Source organism: Cryobacterium soli (assembly GCF_003611035.1).
Taxonomy (GTDB): Bacteria; Actinomycetota; Actinomycetes; order Actinomycetales; family Microbacteriaceae; genus Cryobacterium; species Cryobacterium soli.
Map to the genome: position 1 here is coordinate 3636363 of NZ_CP030033.1, position 13892 is coordinate 3650254.

Below are 13892 nucleotides of genomic sequence, written 5' to 3' on the forward strand. Positions count from 1 at the left end.
GCACATATGGCCGAGCGGGAGGCTGCGGATGACTGACCTTATCGACACGACCGAAATGTATCTCCGCACGATCCTCGACCTCGAGGAGGAGAACATCGTTCCGTTGCGCGCGCGCATTTCGGAACGCCTGGGCCACTCGGGTCCGACGGTGTCCCAGACCGTGGCCCGGATGGAACGCGACGGTCTCGTCGTCGTCTCCGGCGACCGCCACCTCGAACTCACCCTGAGCGGCCGCAGCAAGGCCGTGCACGTCATGCGCAAACACCGTCTGGCCGAGCGACTGCTCAGCGACGTCATCGGCCTCGAGTGGGAGTTCGTCCACGACGAAGCCTGCCGCTGGGAGCACGTGATGAGCGAGCAGGTCGAGCGCAAGATCCTCGAAATCCTTGGTCACCCCACGGAATCCCCGTACGGCAACCCCATCCCCGGGCTCGACGAGCTGGGCGATTCACCAGCCGTCGCGTTCATGGCCGGTGTCACCAACCTGCTCGATGTCGTTGCCGCGTCGACCCAGCCGGTGAGCGCCGTCATCCGCCGCCTGGGCGAGCCCGTGCAGTTCGACCCCGAGCTGCTGTCTCAGCTGAAACAGTCCGGCGTGCTGCCGGGCAACACCGGCACGTTCTCCGCAGCGGGGTCGTACGTGCTCGTGCAGGTGGAGGGTTTCGGAGACGGGCTCGAGCTGCCGAACGAGGTTGCCGGCCACATCTTCGTGACCACACCGGTCGCTGCCGCAGCGGCCTGACGAGGTCCGCAAGTTCTGTAGGAATTCACAGGTTTGTTACCAATTCGTTAGATTCCGGCCTTTCAGGGTGACAAACGGAAACCCGTGACGTAGCCTCGAACCTGCTCATAGATCAGAAAACGATCGTCGGGCCCGCTCAAGACGTCTTTACCCTCCCGTCTCTTGCTGCGGAAAATTCACGCGATCACACGCATCGGACGGGGGCAACTCCCTAGTGTTGTCAAGGCGCCGGAGGTTCGATTTGGCTGTATTAGGCAGAAGACTGTCCCGGCGCGGTCGGCGTTCGACCGCTGTGGCCGTGCGCCCCGCCCCGCTCGACCCGCTGCGCGCGGCGCAGACCGAGGTCAACCCGCGCACCGTGATGCGTCCGGGGACGCCCGTCAAGCGGCCCGCCCGACGCAACGCCGTGGGCAACATCGTGATGATGACGCTCGCGACCGGCCTCGTCGCCACGATGGCGCTGCCGGCCTACGCCTTCGCGCCGTCTGACAACGCCGAGGGCTTCGCCGCGACCGACACGACCGAACTGGCCAAGGCCGGCGAGCAGGCTGTGGCCGTGGATGACACCGCCGCCACGGTCACCGTCGCGGAGGACGCCTTCGCCGCCACGCCCCAGGCGGAGCTCGACGCGGCCGACGCCGCCGCTGCCGCAGCGGTGGCTGCCGAAGCGGCGCGCACCGCCGCCGCCAGCTCCATGACCTCCTACGCGGCCTCGTACAGCGGCCCGACCGCGGCCGACTACCTGGCTAGCCCGGCCTATCCGAGCTTCAGCCTCTCCTCCGTCTACAACGTCGCGCTGCAGTACCAGGGCGTGCCGTACGTCTACGGCGGGGCCACCCCGGCCGGCTTCGACTGCTCCGGCTTCGTGATGTACGTGTACGCGCAGTTCGGAATCTCCCTGCCGCATTCCTCAACCGGGCAGGGCGCCGCCGGAACTCGCATCTCCCTGGCGGACGCCCAGCCGGGCGACCTGGTCATCATGGACGGTCACGACGGGTTCTACGCCGGGAACGGCAACATCCTGCACGCGCCGTACGAAGGCGCATCCGTGCGGGTGCAGCCGATCTGGACCAGCGACTACTACATCGTTCGACTGGGCATCTGAACCATCCCGCCCTCCCCAGACCGGTCTCCGCGGTAAACACTGGGTAACGCATAGCACAAATGGTGCGCCACGATACCGTGGCGCACCATTTGTGGGTTAACCTGATGCCCTGATGTTCTGCGGGATTTTGGGAGAGCCAATGCGCAAGCTACGCACGATCCACACCATGGATGTGCGCGGACGCTTCGTGCTGCGGCACAGCAGTCAAATTTGTCCGAGTTCCGTGTGCCCCGAGCGCACCGAAGCCCGTGGGGCGTTGTCATGATGACGACGCCCTTTTTGTTTGCCCGCATCTCCTCCCCGTCGACGCCAGGCAGCAGTTCGAATGGCTGGAAGCCGTCCAGCCCTTTTCGAAAGGGAGCGCATGCGCACACTGGTCCTCAACGCGGGGTATGAACCCCTCGCGGTCGTTTCGTTCAAGCGGGCACTCGTCCTCGTCATGAACCAGAAGGCAACAATCATCCAGGCCGATCAGGGTCACCCGGTCTGGGCGGCCACGGAGTCGTGGGAGCGGCCCAGCGTCATCTTGCTCACCCGGTACGTGCGCCTGCCGCGCTCACGGGCCGTACCGGTGAGCCGCAGGGGAGTTCTGCGCCGCGATGAACACCGTTGTTGCTATTGCGGCAAGTCGGCGAGCACCATCGATCACGTGCAGCCGCGGTCCCGCGGCGGGCGAGACACCTGGGACAACCTGGTGGCCTGCTGCCTGCGCTGCAACAACCTCAAGAGCGACCGCACACCCGCCGAGATGGGCTGGGACATGCATTTCGACCCGCGGATGCCGCAGGGCACCACCTGGGTGGTCAGCGGGGTGGAACGGCCGTTGCCGCAGTGGGACGAATTCCTCGCCCCCGTCGCCGCGTAGTCAACCGATGCGTCGGGTGGAACGGTCAGGCGCGCTAGCGGCCGGTCTGTGGCACTCAGGAGGCTCACGCCGACTGCCTCGGCATTCCCAGCAGACGCCCACCGCTGGTTAACCTGGTGCTTACCTTCAGGGCTGAGGATCAGGTCATGATCACCATGACAGCTATCGTGCGCCCGGTTGAACCACTCCGCAGCTTCCCGGTCCTCGGACAGAATCTTCGTCGGCACTACGAACACACTCTGCTCTTCACCGATCAGATGTTTGTGATCTTCCCCGGCATCGGCGCGGTCCTCGTGACCGAGCACGCCAACACCTATCGCTTCGATATCGTCGGCAACGATCAAGCAATTGCCGATCACCGCATCATGAAGCTTGAGGCGTATATCCTGAACGAAACGGGAGGTCAGCGCATCCGGTTCGACTGGGCCAAAGCGGCCCGGGTTCCCCTGCCCTTCCGTTAGCAGGGAGTGTTGTCGAGTTCACCTCCCTGTGGTTGCAGCGGCAGCCGTAGCGCTGGAGACTGTCGCTTATGAGCGAGCTAGACGAAACTCAAGCCATCGACCAAGTGATCGACCGGCTGTCGCAGCGGTTCCCGAGTTTGGCGCGAGATCACATCGCGAACGTTGTCCAAGATGAGCACGGGCAGCTCGGGGAGCGTCGGGTGCGTGATTTCGTTCCCGTCCTCGTTGAGAAGGCCGCGAAGAATCGGCTGAAGAAGGAAGCCAGCGAAACGTTCGTCTCGGTCGAACAACCGGAAGGGCTGGCTCCGCTGCCGGACGGCGCCGCAGACCCGGATCCGATGGAAGTCGAGCGCACAAGTCGCGAGGGTCATGGTAGCCATCTGTTCGGCGGTCTTGTCGGTAAGTCCGGAGAGAACGAGCGCTGACCGAGTTCCGCGCGCCCGCCTTTGCCGCCTGACCCGACCGCGGAAGGCCGCCCGGCACCCCGTTGTAGTCACATTGTCACGAAAACGTAACGCTCGAGGTGACATTGGGTGCGCTCATCCCATATGGTTGTGAGGTCCCCCCACCGGTTGTGGCTGTTAAGAGGATTGTCTGTGACTCATTCCGGCCCCGCCGGCTCGCCCGAGAGCGACGGCGTGCTCCCCACGCGCCGTGAGGCCCGCGCCCTCCGTGAAGCCGCCGAAGCCGCAGCCCTCGCCGCAACCGCCGACATCGCCGTGAGTGCGCTGTCGGCCGCCGCGCCGCTTTCGGAGCCCGCCGTGCCCGTGCCGGCCGTGCCTGTCGTATCGGTGTCGCCCGATTTGGCGGCAGTTGTTGAGAGCGCGACCACCTCCAGCATCTCCGTCGTCGCGTCGGCCCCGCTCAGCCGCCCGGAGACCGCCCCGCCGGGCTCGACGGTTCCTGGACTGTCGGTGCCGGAATCCGTGGTGTCCGCGCCGGCCGGAGACGAGTTTCCGCCCTCCCGCCGCGAGTCCCGTCAGCGTGCCGCCGTGGGGCCGACGCGGGTTGTGCGGGCGCCGAGCGCGCCCGCCAAGCCGGCCGCCGGCTCTGCCAAACCTGCCGGGTCGACACCCGTGCGCCGCCCCAAGCGCAACAAGCCGCTGGCCAAGCTTGTCACTCTCATGGCGATCCCCGCCGTCTTCCTCACCGCGGCCCTGCCCGCCTATGCGTTCTCGCCGCAGGGCTCGGCCGGCTTCAGCGCCCAGTCCTCGGTCGACACCCAGGCTGTGACCGTAGCCGCCGCCGCGGCTGCCGTGACCATCTCGGCCGACGGGTTCTCGGCCACGAGCCAGGCCGAACTCGACGACATCGAGGCAGGCCTGCAGGCCTCCCAGTCGGAGCAGCGCGCGGCAGAACAGGCACGCGCATCCGCGGCCGAGTACGCCGTGTACGGCATCCGCTCCGAGCGTGATGACTATCCGTGGCCTACCTCGGCCACGGATGCGCAGGGCGGCGGGCTCTCCCCCCTCGGCTACTACTACCGCGAGTGCGTGGACTTCGTGGCCTGGCGGCTCAACCGTGATGCCGGCAGTACCGGCAGTCCGTGGAAATGGACCTGGCACTCAATGACCCCCGGCGGCGGAGACGCATCCTCGTGGGCCAACGCCTGGTCGGCGAAGGGGTGGCCCACCAGCAAGACCCCGATCGTGGGCGCGGTGGCCTGGTTCACCTACAACCACGTGGCCTACGTGCAGTCGGTGCCCGGCGACGGCACCGTTGTGCTCGAGGAGTACAACTGGATGGGTTCGCACGCGTATCACACTCGCACCGTGCCGATCAGCGAGGTGCCGATGTACCTCTACCCGCCGTCCTAGGCGCAGCACAACCGGAACCATTGGGTTCTCCCGCCGCAGGCCGGTGCGATGAGTGGACGAACTCCTGCGCCGATTGAAGATAAACTTGCCCGGTCAGCCTCTGTAGCTCAATGGAAGAGCAGTTCCGTCCTAAGGAAAGGGTTGGGGGTTCGAGTCCCTCCAGGGGCACACACGTTTCACCTGCCCGACGGCGCATTCACAGCGAGTCGGCTGCGCGCAGTCCATCAATGAGAACCGTGATGAGTCCCTCCGCCTCTGTGTGCCAGTCCGGTCGATCGTGGGCTCCGCCGATGCCGTGCAACGCCACCATGACGGAGCCCGCGCTGACGTCTGACCGGATGCCGCCCTGCGCAACTCCGGCAGCCACCAGCTCTGTGATTGCACGCTCGAGCGCCCGACTGCCTTCCGTGAATTCGTCCGCTCGACGTGCCATGAGCGCGGCCAGTGTTCGCGCCAGCCTGTGGCGAGGTCCTACATAGTCGACGAATTCGGTCAGGAATCTGGTCAGGGCGACCACGGCCGGCAGCGTCGCTTGCAGTTCCTGGGCGCGCTGGCAGAGGGTGGCGACCTCCTCCTGGTAGACCGCGGCGACGAGCGCGTCCTGGGTGGGGAAATGACGGTAGAGCGTGCCCGTGCCGACGCCGGCCCGGCGTGCGAAGTCATCGAAGCGGATTTCATCCCCGGTCTCGAACACCTGCCGTGCGGCCGCGATGAGAGCTTCGCGGTTTCGCTTCGCGTCCGCCCGTAGCGGTTTGGTCACGTCCACTCGGCACCTCGCATGACACCCGAACCTCCCGCGCATTTGACAAGTGGAGATAATCTCCATATTTTTCAAGTGGAGACGATTTCCGTTTATCCATCAGCCTAACGGACGAGGTACACAGTGAAGATCTTGATGTTCGGCCGAGGCGTCATATCGAGCACCTATGGGTGGGCCTTTGAACGCGCGGGGCACGAGGTGGAGTTCTACGTGCGCCCCGGCCGATCGGTGGTGTACGGGCCGGCCATCGACGTCGACATCGTGGATGCCCGGAAGCGACCCTGGGGGCAGCGCTTTCTCGAGTCGTGGCCGGTGCGCTACCGAGAGGTGCTCGAGCCCAACCACGACTTCGACCTGATCGTGCTGAGCGTGGCGCACCATCGCCTCGCTGAGGCGGCAACGTTTCTCGCGCCGCGAGTGGGCAACGCTACCGTGTTGATCTTCGGAAACGTCTGGGCCGAACCGCTCTCCGCCATAACAAGCCTGCCTCCGGAGCAGGTCGCGTGGGGGTTTCCTGGGACGGGCGGTGGTTTCGGCACGGACGGAGTGCTCCGCACCGCGATTATCCCGTTCGTCACGTTTGGCACATTCGGGCAGCCGCCCACCGAACGAGAGCGAGCCGTGCGCGACGTGTTCCGCGGCGCTGGCTTCCGGATAACGGAACAAGCAGACTTTCGAGGCTGGCTCTGGATGCACTTCGTCTTCGACGCGGGCATTCACGCGCAGGGCTTGAGGTTGGGGTCATTGTCAGAATTGGTCGGGAAACGGAAGGAGCTCCGTGAAGCTCTCCTCACCAGCCGGGAGCTTCTCCCGATTCTCACAGCGCGTGGCGTCGATTTGGGGCGGCACCGAGGTGCCGTGATCGGGCTCAACGGGCCGACCTGGCTGACCGCCCTTGTGGTCTCCTGGCTGATCGTTCACGTTCCGTTGGCACGTCGGAGCCTCGAAGCGCACAGCGATCCATCCGCCGAGGAACCTCGGGTGATCTGTGTCGACACCCTCGCTGAGGCACACCGACGGGGAGTCAAGGCGCCCCGGCTGGAAGCCGCGGCCTCGTACTTCGGGTCTCTGGTCGGTGAGGCTTGACAATCCGCCCCACACGGAACTTGGTAGCGTGACGGCATGACAACTACACGGTGGGCAATCCTCGGACCGGGCGATATCGGCGGCTGGTTCGCGCGGGCGTTGCCCGGGTCGGCGCATGGTACGTTGCACGCCGTCGGCAGCACAGATCCAGGCCGGGCGGCCGATTTTGCGGCACTGCATGGCGCGCCGGTCACCGGTTCCTACGACGAGCTCCTCGCCCGGGACGACATCGACGCCGTGTACATATCCACCGTCAACACGACCCATGCCGACTTGGCCGTGGCGGCGCTGCAGGCCGGCAAGGCCGTGCTCTGCGAGAAGCCCGTCGCTCCGACCCTGGCCGAGGTGGAGCGGGTGCTGGCCCAGGCCGCGGGCTCCGGCCTCCCGTTCGTCGAGGCGTACAAGCACCGGTTCGGTCCGTTCGCCCGGGCGCTCGACGCCGTGGTCGCCGATCACGAGGTGGGCTCGGCGCTTCGGCTGAGAGCATCGTTCGGATTCGTCGCGGGCGAGCGCTCCGGTCGCCTGTTCGACCCAGCGCTGGCCGGTGGAGCGATCCTCGACGTGGGCGGCTACCCGGTGTCTCTCGCGGTCGGCCTCGCCGCCGCCGCCGGCCTCGACCCTGCGGACCTCGTTCTCACGGCCGCCGCTGGCCGGATCGGGGACACTGGTGTGGACGAGCATGCCACCGCAACCGTGTCCGCGCACGGGTTCACGGCGGAGGTGGCCTGCTCCATCGTGACCGAGTTGCCGAGATCGGCGACGCTGAGCGGCAGCGGTGGAAGCATCGAGCTGCCCGACGTGTTCGGCAGCAGGGCCGCCTCCGCGGCATCCTTCACCGTGCGCGCCGGCGCCGGCGATCGTGTCGTCGAACCGGCGACGGTGGACCCGTTCGCCGCGGAGGCCGACGCCGTGTCCCTGGCCCTGCTGGACGGCCGGACCGAAGCGGCCGAGGTGCCGTGGGCGCACAGCCGCGCCATCGCGCGCCTGCTCGATCAGTGGCGCGCGGGGCTCGGAGGCTGAGCATCCGCGTCGTCTGACGGTTCAGGGGGAGTGGCGCCACCGCGCGCGACTCCGATTCCCGTTCGGAACCGCGGAACGCTACGCGCGGGTCGGGCGCCGCCGCGCGCGGGGCGTGCCACGCGCCAAGCGGCGCCGTGCCCGCGGAGCGTAATACCCGGGGCGCGCTGCCCGCGGAGCGGCGCGGTGCCCGCGGAACGCGGCGCGCGGGTCGGGCGCCGGTACGCGCCGGGCGTGCCACCTGCGGAGCGGCGCGGTGCCCGCGGAACGCGGCGCGCGGGTCGGGCGCCGGTACGCGCCGGGCGTGCCACCCGCGGAGCGGCGCGGTGCCCGCGGAACGCGGAGACCGACGGCACCCGGTGCGCCGCCGCCGCCGAGGCGTCGGGGCGCACCGGGGCGCGGGCTGATCATCGGAACTGCGTGAGCTTGAGAACCAGGTACTGGTCTCGAGCGTTCTCCAGATCTCTCCGGGCCTGCACCGACTCGGGCGAGAACACGGGGCGTTCCCGACGGGGTGTGCGCACGGGGCGTCGACCCCACGCGATGAGGGCCATGCCCAGGTGCATCGCGGCACGGTCGAGCGGTCCCACTCGGCGCACGGGCCGGGGTTCGGGGTGCGGGACAGGTTGGGGCGGGTGGTCGTGGCGGCCCGGACGGGGCGCCAGTTGGGTATGCATGGTGATGATTCCTTCGTGAAGGGTGCGAATCCGGGCACGCCGAAGAGCGTCCGGGGTCGCCGAATGAGGATGGCCGCTCGAGGCGGCTAGAGGCGCGGCGCGCGAGGAAAGCGCGACGCGAGCGGGGTGAATGACCCTGGCTGCAGGCACACGAGTGCGGATGCTGCCTGGTCGGGCTTCGAGAGCGTCACCACCGTCTGGACCGGTGGGTTACCTACTGGCCGATCAGGCGGTGAAGACGCCGACGAAGCCGGCGGTGGTACGGATTGCGATTGCAGTCATCTGAATAAACACGCTGGGCTCCTTTCGTCGTATGGCGTAAGCATCACCGTAGTGGGCGGACCGGCCGCGCTGCAACACTTTTTTCGCACTTTCGTCGTTGTGCTCCTCTGGCTACCCTTAAAACATGTGTCGGAACATCCATCAGCTGCACAATTTCGAGCCGGCCGCGACGGACGACGAGGTGCACGCCGCCGCCCTCCAATTCGTGCGCAAAATCAGTGGGTCCACCAAACCGTCCCAGGCCAACCAGGACGCGTTCAACCGTGCGGTTGAGGAGATCGCCCACATCTCCCGGCATCTTCTCGAGGACCTGGTCACGACCGCTCCGCCGAAGAACCGCGAGGTCGAGGCTGAGAAGGCCAAGGCGCGTTCGGCCAAACGGTTCGCCGCGGCCTGACACCGTCGCCGATCGGTCGGCGAGGGCCGCCCGTCGGCACCGGATGCGTGGGGAGCGTCAGTCCGGGGCCGCCAGCGCATCGGCGGCAGCCCGGGCCTCGTGGGCGCGGCGGCTCGTCGCATCCGCCTCGGCCTGGGCGGCGCTGCGCGCGTGGACCAGGGCCTGTGCGTCGTCGGCGACGGCCGTGAGGGTGGATTCCGCCTCCCGCAGCTGCTCCCGCAGTTCCGCCACCTCGGCCTCCAGGCTCTGCCGACGCAGCTCGAGCCGGTGGGCGCGACGGTCGAGGGCATCGAGCTCCGCGGCCGCGGCCTCGGCGTCACCCTCGAGACGTTCGGCCTCCCGGCGTGCCTCTTTGCGGAGGCGCACCTCGTGCAGGTGCACCGGCGGGGGGCTCCCAGGGGAGGCTGGTTTCGACGAGGGAACGGCGGCGGCGCCCGGCACCGCGACCGCATCGAGCAGGTCGACGGGTTCGAAGCCCACGGCCCGCAGAGCACGCACGAGCAGACCGGCGGCAACCGCGGCCGCGGCATCCGGGTCGGAGGTGGCCGCCTGCAGCGTCTGCTCGGCCTCGCCGAGCACGCTCGCGGTGGGCGGATGCCCGGCCGCCTGGGCCAGGTCCGCCGCCTCGCGGGCGAGTCCGGCCACGGCCTCCCGGCGCTCGGCGCCGAGCCGGCGGAGCGCGTCTCGATCGAAGTGCTCCTGCGCCTGGCGCATCTGTTCGCCGAGCCGCAGGAGCTCCTCGAGCTTCTCCGCCCGCTCCCGCGCGAGGAGGTTCACCACCCAGGCCGCGGGCGAAGGCTTGCGCAGGGCGGCGACTTGCTTGGCCAGCGCGGCATCCGTCGGCGTGAGGTCTCGCGCCCGGGCATTGCGCTGGGCCGTGAAGTCTGCGGGGGCGAGACCGTAGAGTTCCCGGGCGACTTCGGTGAGCGAAACGGCCATGGCACCATCCTCACCCGCGGGCGCGCCCGCCGCCAGCCGCCGAACCGGCAACCCGGTGCCGGCCGGGGGTTTCGCCACCGCCCCTGTGCGGCTACCGTGAGCGGGAGAACCGGTCGGCCGGACCAGGAGAGGGAGCGCGTCATGACGACGGATGGGCGGGGCCGCGTGATTGTGCGCGACGGATCGTGGGGGTTCTTCTTCCTGCTGGCCTACATCGGGGCGGCGATCTACTTCATCTCGATCTCGGACGGCTCATTCTGGGGCTTCATCCTCGGCCTGCTCCAGGCCATCGTCTGGCCGGCCTACGCCACCTACCACGTGCTGCTCCTGCTCGGGGCGTGACCGGCGCAGCCCAACCGGCGGCTCGGCAGCGGGAGCCGACTCCTCCGGCAGGTGAGGGGCGCCTCAGGCGGTACGGGCGAGTTCGACCGGTTGGGCCGTCCACAGGGCCATCCGGTCGAGGGAGTGCGCCGGCGCCCGGTCCACAGAGGCGGGCAGATCGGCCGGCCCGTGCGTGCCGGCGGGCACCGCCACGACGCTCGCGGTCATCACGACGGGGTGGAGGGCCCGGTGGGCGGGACTGGTGCGCAGCAGGGTGGTCATGGTCTGTCCTCTCGACGGAACGGTCCGACCCTTCGCTTCCTGATCGGTGATTCCATCGTGCCTGCGGCGCTCCCGTCCCGGCATCCGCCAGACGGATGAACCGGTGTGCTCCGTTGGGTGTAGGCGCCGCGCCGATGGCTCAGCGGTCGGCCAGCTCCCGGGGCACTGTGATGGCGTCGACGAGGGCGCCGTTGCGCCACACCGTGATCTCGATGGGCTTGTCGATGGCGCCCTCGACCATGAGCTGCTGAACGGCCGTGGTGGTGGTGACGGGGTGCCCGGCCAGTTCCACCACGATGTCGCCGCGGTGCAGGCCCGCTTCGGCGGCCGGGCTGTCCGGCGACACCCCGGCCACCTGCAGGCCCGTGGGCGACCCGATCCGGGCGGCCAGCTCAGGGGGCAGCGGCACCTGGGCGCCGGCGATGCCGAGCCAGGCCCGCCGCACCCGCCCCGTGCGGAGCAGCGCGGTGATGATCTCCCGGGTCGTGGCGTTGATCGGCACCGCGAGGCCCACCCCGATGCCCGCCACGGCCGTGTTGACGCCGACCATGCGCCCGGCGCTGTCGGCCAGCACGCCGCCGCTATTGCCCGGGTTGAGCGCGGCGTCGGTCTGGATGACCTCGTCGACCACGCGCCCGGACCGGGTGGGCAGCGACCGGCCCAGCGCCGAGACGATGCCGGCCGTGACGCTGCCGGCCAGGCCCAGCGGGTTGCCGAGCGCCACCACGACCTGGCCCACTCGGAGCCGGGACGCGTCGCCGAGCTCCACGGGCGGCGGAGCATGGCCGAGTGCACGCAGCACCGCGAGGTCGGAGAGAGCGTCGCTGCCCACGATCTCGACCTCGACGGTGGTGCCGTCGGTGAACGCGGCCTCGGCCCGCGTCGCCCCGGAGACCACATGGGCGCTGGTGAGCAGCACGCCGTCGCCCGTGATCACGCTGGCGCTCCCCGCTCCGGCTCCGCGGGGACCCCGCACGGTGATGCTGGCGACGCTGGGCAGCACCCGGGTCGCCACGGCCATGACAGTTTTCGAGTAGGCGTCGAGGAGCCCGTCGTCACTCATCGGTGGCAGATCGTTCATGGCACCAGAGCGTACGTCGCACCGGGGCGGAAGTGGGCCGCGTTCGCTTCAGGCAGACGCGGAACGTGTTATCGGCCGCGGGACTGCAGGAAGACCATGACGAGGGTGCCCGCTCCGTAGAGCAACAGCTTGCCGCGGTAGCCGGCCCACCAGGCGCGGGGCGCGGGCTGCTCGTCGTCGGCGGGCGCAGCATCCGGGAACTCGGCCGTGCTGGAACCTTCGGCATCGGCAGAGCGCACACGGTCACGGCCGGCGGGTGCGGCCGGGGCCGGTCCGCCGCCGCCGAGGCGCTCGAAAGGCCGGGCCAGAAACTCGGGAATCTGGATACGGTCGAACTCGTCGTGCGGTTCGTCGCTCTTGTCCTTCTTCATCCGGATCACGCCCCCTTTGGTCCCAGTCTAGGGAATCCGCGGCGCCGTCGAGACGCCCGCGGTCCCATCGAGCCGCAGCTGTCAGAGGACGCCCAGTTTTCTGGCGTCGAGCACATCGGTCAGCGGCGTGCCGTGGTCTCGGTGTGGCTTGACACGGTGTCATCAGCGGACCGGTCGGGGCCTGAGCCGGCCGAGCGCCGCTTTCTCAGATGCTGCACGATCGACACCACGGTGATGATGACGAGGATCGTGTACAGGGTGATCGTGAATGGACTGGCGACCAGCACAGCGGGGTCACCCGCCGAGACGGCGAGAGCGCGTCGCAGCTCGGTCTCGGCAAGAGGTCCCAGCACCACGGCGATCATGACCGGGGCCAGAGGAATGCGGAAGCGTCGCATCAGCAGGCCGATGAGCCCGATAGCGATGAGCGCCCAGACGTCCACAACCGACGACCCCATGGCGTACACCCCGAGAACGGCGAGCACCGTGATGCCGGCGTAGAGGTAGTGCTTGGGCACCAGGAGCAACTTCGCCCAGAGCGAGGCGAACCCCATGTTCAGGATGAGCAGCGCGACCAGGCCGATGAACAGGGAGGCGATGAGGGTCCAGACGAGTTCGGGAGTGCGCGAGAAGAGCAGCGGCCCCGGCTGCAGGCCGTACTGCTGGAAGGCCGCGAGCATGATCGCTGCCGTGGCCGACGTGGGCAGGCCGAGAGCGAGGAGCGCTCCCATGGCGGTGCCGGCCGTGGCGTTCGCCGCGGCCTCGGGTGCGGCGACACCACGGATGCTGCCGATCGAGCCGAAGTTCTTGTCACCGCGCGCCTTCGCCAGACGCTTCTCGGTGCCGTAGGCGAGGAAGGTGGGAACCTCGGCGCCGCCGGCCGGGATGATGCCGAAGGGCAGCCCGAACGCCGTGCCCCGTAGCCACGCCGGAGCGGCGCGCCGGAGGTCCGAGAGGTTCAGCCAGGCCCGGCCCTGGCGGATGATCTGCACCGACTTGTCTTCGCGGTGGATGCGGGAGGCCACCGAGAAGACCTCACCAAGGGCGAGCAACCCCACCGTGATGACAACGATGGACAGGCCGTCGAAAAGCTGGGGCAGGCCGAAGGTGAATCGTTCGGTGCCGCTGGGGCCGTCTATGCCGACCAACATGAGCGCCAGCCCGACTCCGAGCGAAAGCAGCCCGCGCACGATCGACTCGGAGACGACCGAGCTTACGGCGAGGAACGCGAACGCCGCCAGTGCGAAGTACTCGGCGGGGCCGAACATCGTGGCCATTGACACGAGCAGTGGCATGGCGAAGACCGTCACGAGGGTGGCCAGCGTACCCCCGAAGAAGGCGCCGAGGGCCGCGGTGGCCAGAGCCTTGCCGGCACGCCCGCTCTTGGCCATCCGGTTGCCCTCGAAGGAGGAGGCGATGGCCGACGAGTTTCCCGGCGTGTTGAGCAGGATGCCGGCCGTGGAGTCGCCGAAGAGGCCTCCGAAGTAGATACCGGCGAACATGATGAACGCGGCGGTCGGGTCCAGGCTGAAGGTCACCGGCAGCAGGAGGGCCACCGCCATCGATGAGCCGAGTCCGGGCAGCACCCCCACGGCGGTGCCGAGAACGGCGCCGACGAGCACCCAGAGCAGGTTGATGGGGGTGAGGGCTCCGGAGAAGCCCTCGAGAAGAAGCGTGATCTGGTCCATG

Annotated in this window: 17 protein-coding genes and 1 tRNA gene; 11 read left to right on the top strand and 7 right to left on the bottom strand. The window is 68.7% G+C overall.

Annotated features, from left to right (window positions below):
- The first annotated feature begins 28 nt into the window (after positions 1-28).
- From DOE79_RS16920 to DOE79_RS16950, 7 genes are all read left to right on the top strand, one after another.
- Positions 29-742 (top strand): iron-dependent transcriptional repressor DtxR, encoded by a 714-nt coding sequence (locus DOE79_RS16920; protein WP_120339493.1) that lies wholly within the window; start codon positions 29-31, stop codon positions 740-742.
- A 298-nt stretch (positions 743-1040) separates the two neighbouring features.
- Positions 1041-1847, top strand: a complete 807-nt coding sequence (locus DOE79_RS16925) for a C40 family peptidase (RefSeq protein ID WP_220094251.1) — start codon at positions 1041-1043, stop codon at positions 1845-1847.
- A 364-nt stretch (positions 1848-2211) separates the two neighbouring features.
- Entirely contained in the window at positions 2212-2712 is a 501-nt protein-coding gene (locus DOE79_RS16930; RefSeq protein WP_120339494.1) for an HNH endonuclease, read from the top strand.
- 146 nt (positions 2713-2858) lie between these two features.
- Complete coding sequence (locus DOE79_RS16935; protein WP_120339495.1) at positions 2859-3173, top strand: hypothetical protein; 315 nt, start codon at positions 2859-2861, stop codon at positions 3171-3173.
- Positions 3174-3241: 68 nt separating this feature from the next.
- Positions 3242-3598 carry a three-helix bundle dimerization domain-containing protein gene (locus tag DOE79_RS20755; protein WP_181445829.1) on the top strand — a complete coding sequence of 119 codons (357 nt, stop codon included), beginning with the start codon at positions 3242-3244 and terminating at the stop codon, positions 3596-3598.
- Positions 3599-3769: 171 nt separating this feature from the next.
- The gene (locus tag DOE79_RS16945) at positions 3770-4990 is read left to right on the top strand and encodes a CHAP domain-containing protein (protein WP_162942812.1); all 1221 of its coding nucleotides are present in this window, start codon (positions 3770-3772) and stop codon (positions 4988-4990) included.
- A 96-nt stretch (positions 4991-5086) separates the two neighbouring features.
- Positions 5087-5158 (top strand) — tRNA-Arg (locus DOE79_RS16950).
- 28 nt (positions 5159-5186) lie between these two features.
- Here the strand turns inward: DOE79_RS16950 and DOE79_RS16955 are convergent.
- A complete protein-coding gene (locus DOE79_RS16955) occupies positions 5187-5756 on the bottom strand; it encodes a TetR/AcrR family transcriptional regulator (RefSeq protein WP_120339497.1) in 570 nt (189 codons plus the stop codon).
- Positions 5757-5873: 117 nt separating this feature from the next.
- On the opposite strand from DOE79_RS16955, the gene DOE79_RS16960 reads away from it, so the two are divergent.
- Together DOE79_RS16960 and DOE79_RS16965 are read left to right on the top strand one after the other, a co-directional pair.
- The gene (locus tag DOE79_RS16960) at positions 5874-6836 is read left to right on the top strand and encodes a ketopantoate reductase family protein (RefSeq protein ID WP_120339498.1); all 963 of its coding nucleotides are present in this window, start codon (positions 5874-5876) and stop codon (positions 6834-6836) included.
- Positions 6837-6872: 36 nt separating this feature from the next.
- Complete coding sequence (locus DOE79_RS16965; RefSeq protein ID WP_120339499.1) at positions 6873-7856, top strand: Gfo/Idh/MocA family protein; 984 nt, start codon at positions 6873-6875, stop codon at positions 7854-7856.
- A 404-nt stretch (positions 7857-8260) separates the two neighbouring features.
- Here DOE79_RS16965 and DOE79_RS16970 read toward each other — a convergent pair whose 3' ends face one another.
- Entirely contained in the window at positions 8261-8530 is a 270-nt protein-coding gene (locus DOE79_RS16970; protein ID WP_162942813.1) for a hypothetical protein, read from the bottom strand.
- Between the two features lie 406 nt (positions 8531-8936).
- Between DOE79_RS16970 and DOE79_RS16975 the strand changes: the two genes are divergently transcribed.
- Positions 8937-9209, top strand: a complete 273-nt coding sequence (locus DOE79_RS16975; protein ID WP_066597288.1) for a DUF2277 domain-containing protein — start codon at positions 8937-8939, stop codon at positions 9207-9209.
- Positions 9210-9266: 57 nt separating this feature from the next.
- Here DOE79_RS16975 and DOE79_RS16980 read toward each other — a convergent pair whose 3' ends face one another.
- On the bottom strand, positions 9267-10148 hold the full coding sequence (locus DOE79_RS16980) for a hypothetical protein (protein ID WP_120339501.1): 882 nt from the start codon (positions 10146-10148) through the stop codon (positions 9267-9269).
- Positions 10149-10289: 141 nt separating this feature from the next.
- On the opposite strand from DOE79_RS16980, the gene DOE79_RS16985 reads away from it, so the two are divergent.
- Positions 10290-10490, top strand: a complete 201-nt coding sequence (locus DOE79_RS16985; RefSeq protein WP_066597280.1) for a hypothetical protein — start codon at positions 10290-10292, stop codon at positions 10488-10490.
- Positions 10491-10553: 63 nt separating this feature from the next.
- Here DOE79_RS16985 and DOE79_RS16990 read toward each other — a convergent pair whose 3' ends face one another.
- From DOE79_RS16990 to DOE79_RS17005, 4 genes are all read right to left on the bottom strand, one after another.
- Complete coding sequence (locus DOE79_RS16990) at positions 10554-10751, bottom strand: hypothetical protein (protein WP_120339502.1); 198 nt, start codon at positions 10749-10751, stop codon at positions 10554-10556.
- A gap of 139 nt (positions 10752-10890) precedes the next feature.
- Entirely contained in the window at positions 10891-11832 is a 942-nt protein-coding gene (locus tag DOE79_RS16995) for a S1C family serine protease (RefSeq protein WP_120339503.1), read from the bottom strand.
- A 68-nt stretch (positions 11833-11900) separates the two neighbouring features.
- Positions 11901-12203, bottom strand: coding sequence for a hypothetical protein (locus DOE79_RS17000; RefSeq protein WP_120339504.1), 303 nt, complete (start codon positions 12201-12203; stop codon positions 11901-11903).
- Between the two features lie 119 nt (positions 12204-12322).
- Positions 12323-13891, bottom strand: coding sequence for a tripartite tricarboxylate transporter permease (locus DOE79_RS17005; protein WP_120339505.1), 1569 nt, complete (start codon positions 13889-13891; stop codon positions 12323-12325).
- Position 13892 lies beyond the last annotated feature (1 nt).

Excerpts from the sequence above, each read along its gene's own strand:
- DOE79_RS16990 (WP_120339502.1), bottom strand. The coding sequence starts at position 10,751 with ATGACCACCCTGCTGCGCACCAGTCCCGCCCACCGGGCCCTCCACCCC.
- DOE79_RS20755 (WP_181445829.1), top strand. The coding sequence starts at position 3,242 with ATGAGCGAGCTAGACGAAACTCAAGCCATCGACCAAGTGATCGACCGG.
- DOE79_RS17000 (WP_120339504.1), bottom strand. The coding sequence starts at position 12,203 with ATGAAGAAGGACAAGAGCGACGAACCGCACGACGAGTTCGACCGTATC.
- DOE79_RS17005 (WP_120339505.1), bottom strand. The coding sequence starts at position 13,891 with ATGGACCAGATCACGCTTCTTCTCGAGGGCTTCTCCGGAGCCCTCACC.
- DOE79_RS16975 (WP_066597288.1), top strand. The coding sequence starts at position 8,937 with ATGTGTCGGAACATCCATCAGCTGCACAATTTCGAGCCGGCCGCGACG.
- DOE79_RS16970 (WP_162942813.1), bottom strand. The coding sequence starts at position 8,530 with ATGCATACCCAACTGGCGCCCCGTCCGGGCCGCCACGACCACCCGCCC.
- DOE79_RS16920 (WP_120339493.1), top strand. The coding sequence starts at position 29 with ATGACTGACCTTATCGACACGACCGAAATGTATCTCCGCACGATCCTC.
- DOE79_RS16965 (WP_120339499.1), top strand. The coding sequence starts at position 6,873 with ATGACAACTACACGGTGGGCAATCCTCGGACCGGGCGATATCGGCGGC.
- DOE79_RS16985 (WP_066597280.1), top strand. The coding sequence starts at position 10,290 with ATGACGACGGATGGGCGGGGCCGCGTGATTGTGCGCGACGGATCGTGG.
- DOE79_RS16930 (WP_120339494.1), top strand. The coding sequence starts at position 2,212 with ATGCGCACACTGGTCCTCAACGCGGGGTATGAACCCCTCGCGGTCGTT.
- DOE79_RS16980 (WP_120339501.1), bottom strand. The coding sequence starts at position 10,148 with ATGGCCGTTTCGCTCACCGAAGTCGCCCGGGAACTCTACGGTCTCGCC.
- DOE79_RS16935 (WP_120339495.1), top strand. The coding sequence starts at position 2,859 with ATGATCACCATGACAGCTATCGTGCGCCCGGTTGAACCACTCCGCAGC.
- DOE79_RS16995 (WP_120339503.1), bottom strand. The coding sequence starts at position 11,832 with ATGAACGATCTGCCACCGATGAGTGACGACGGGCTCCTCGACGCCTAC.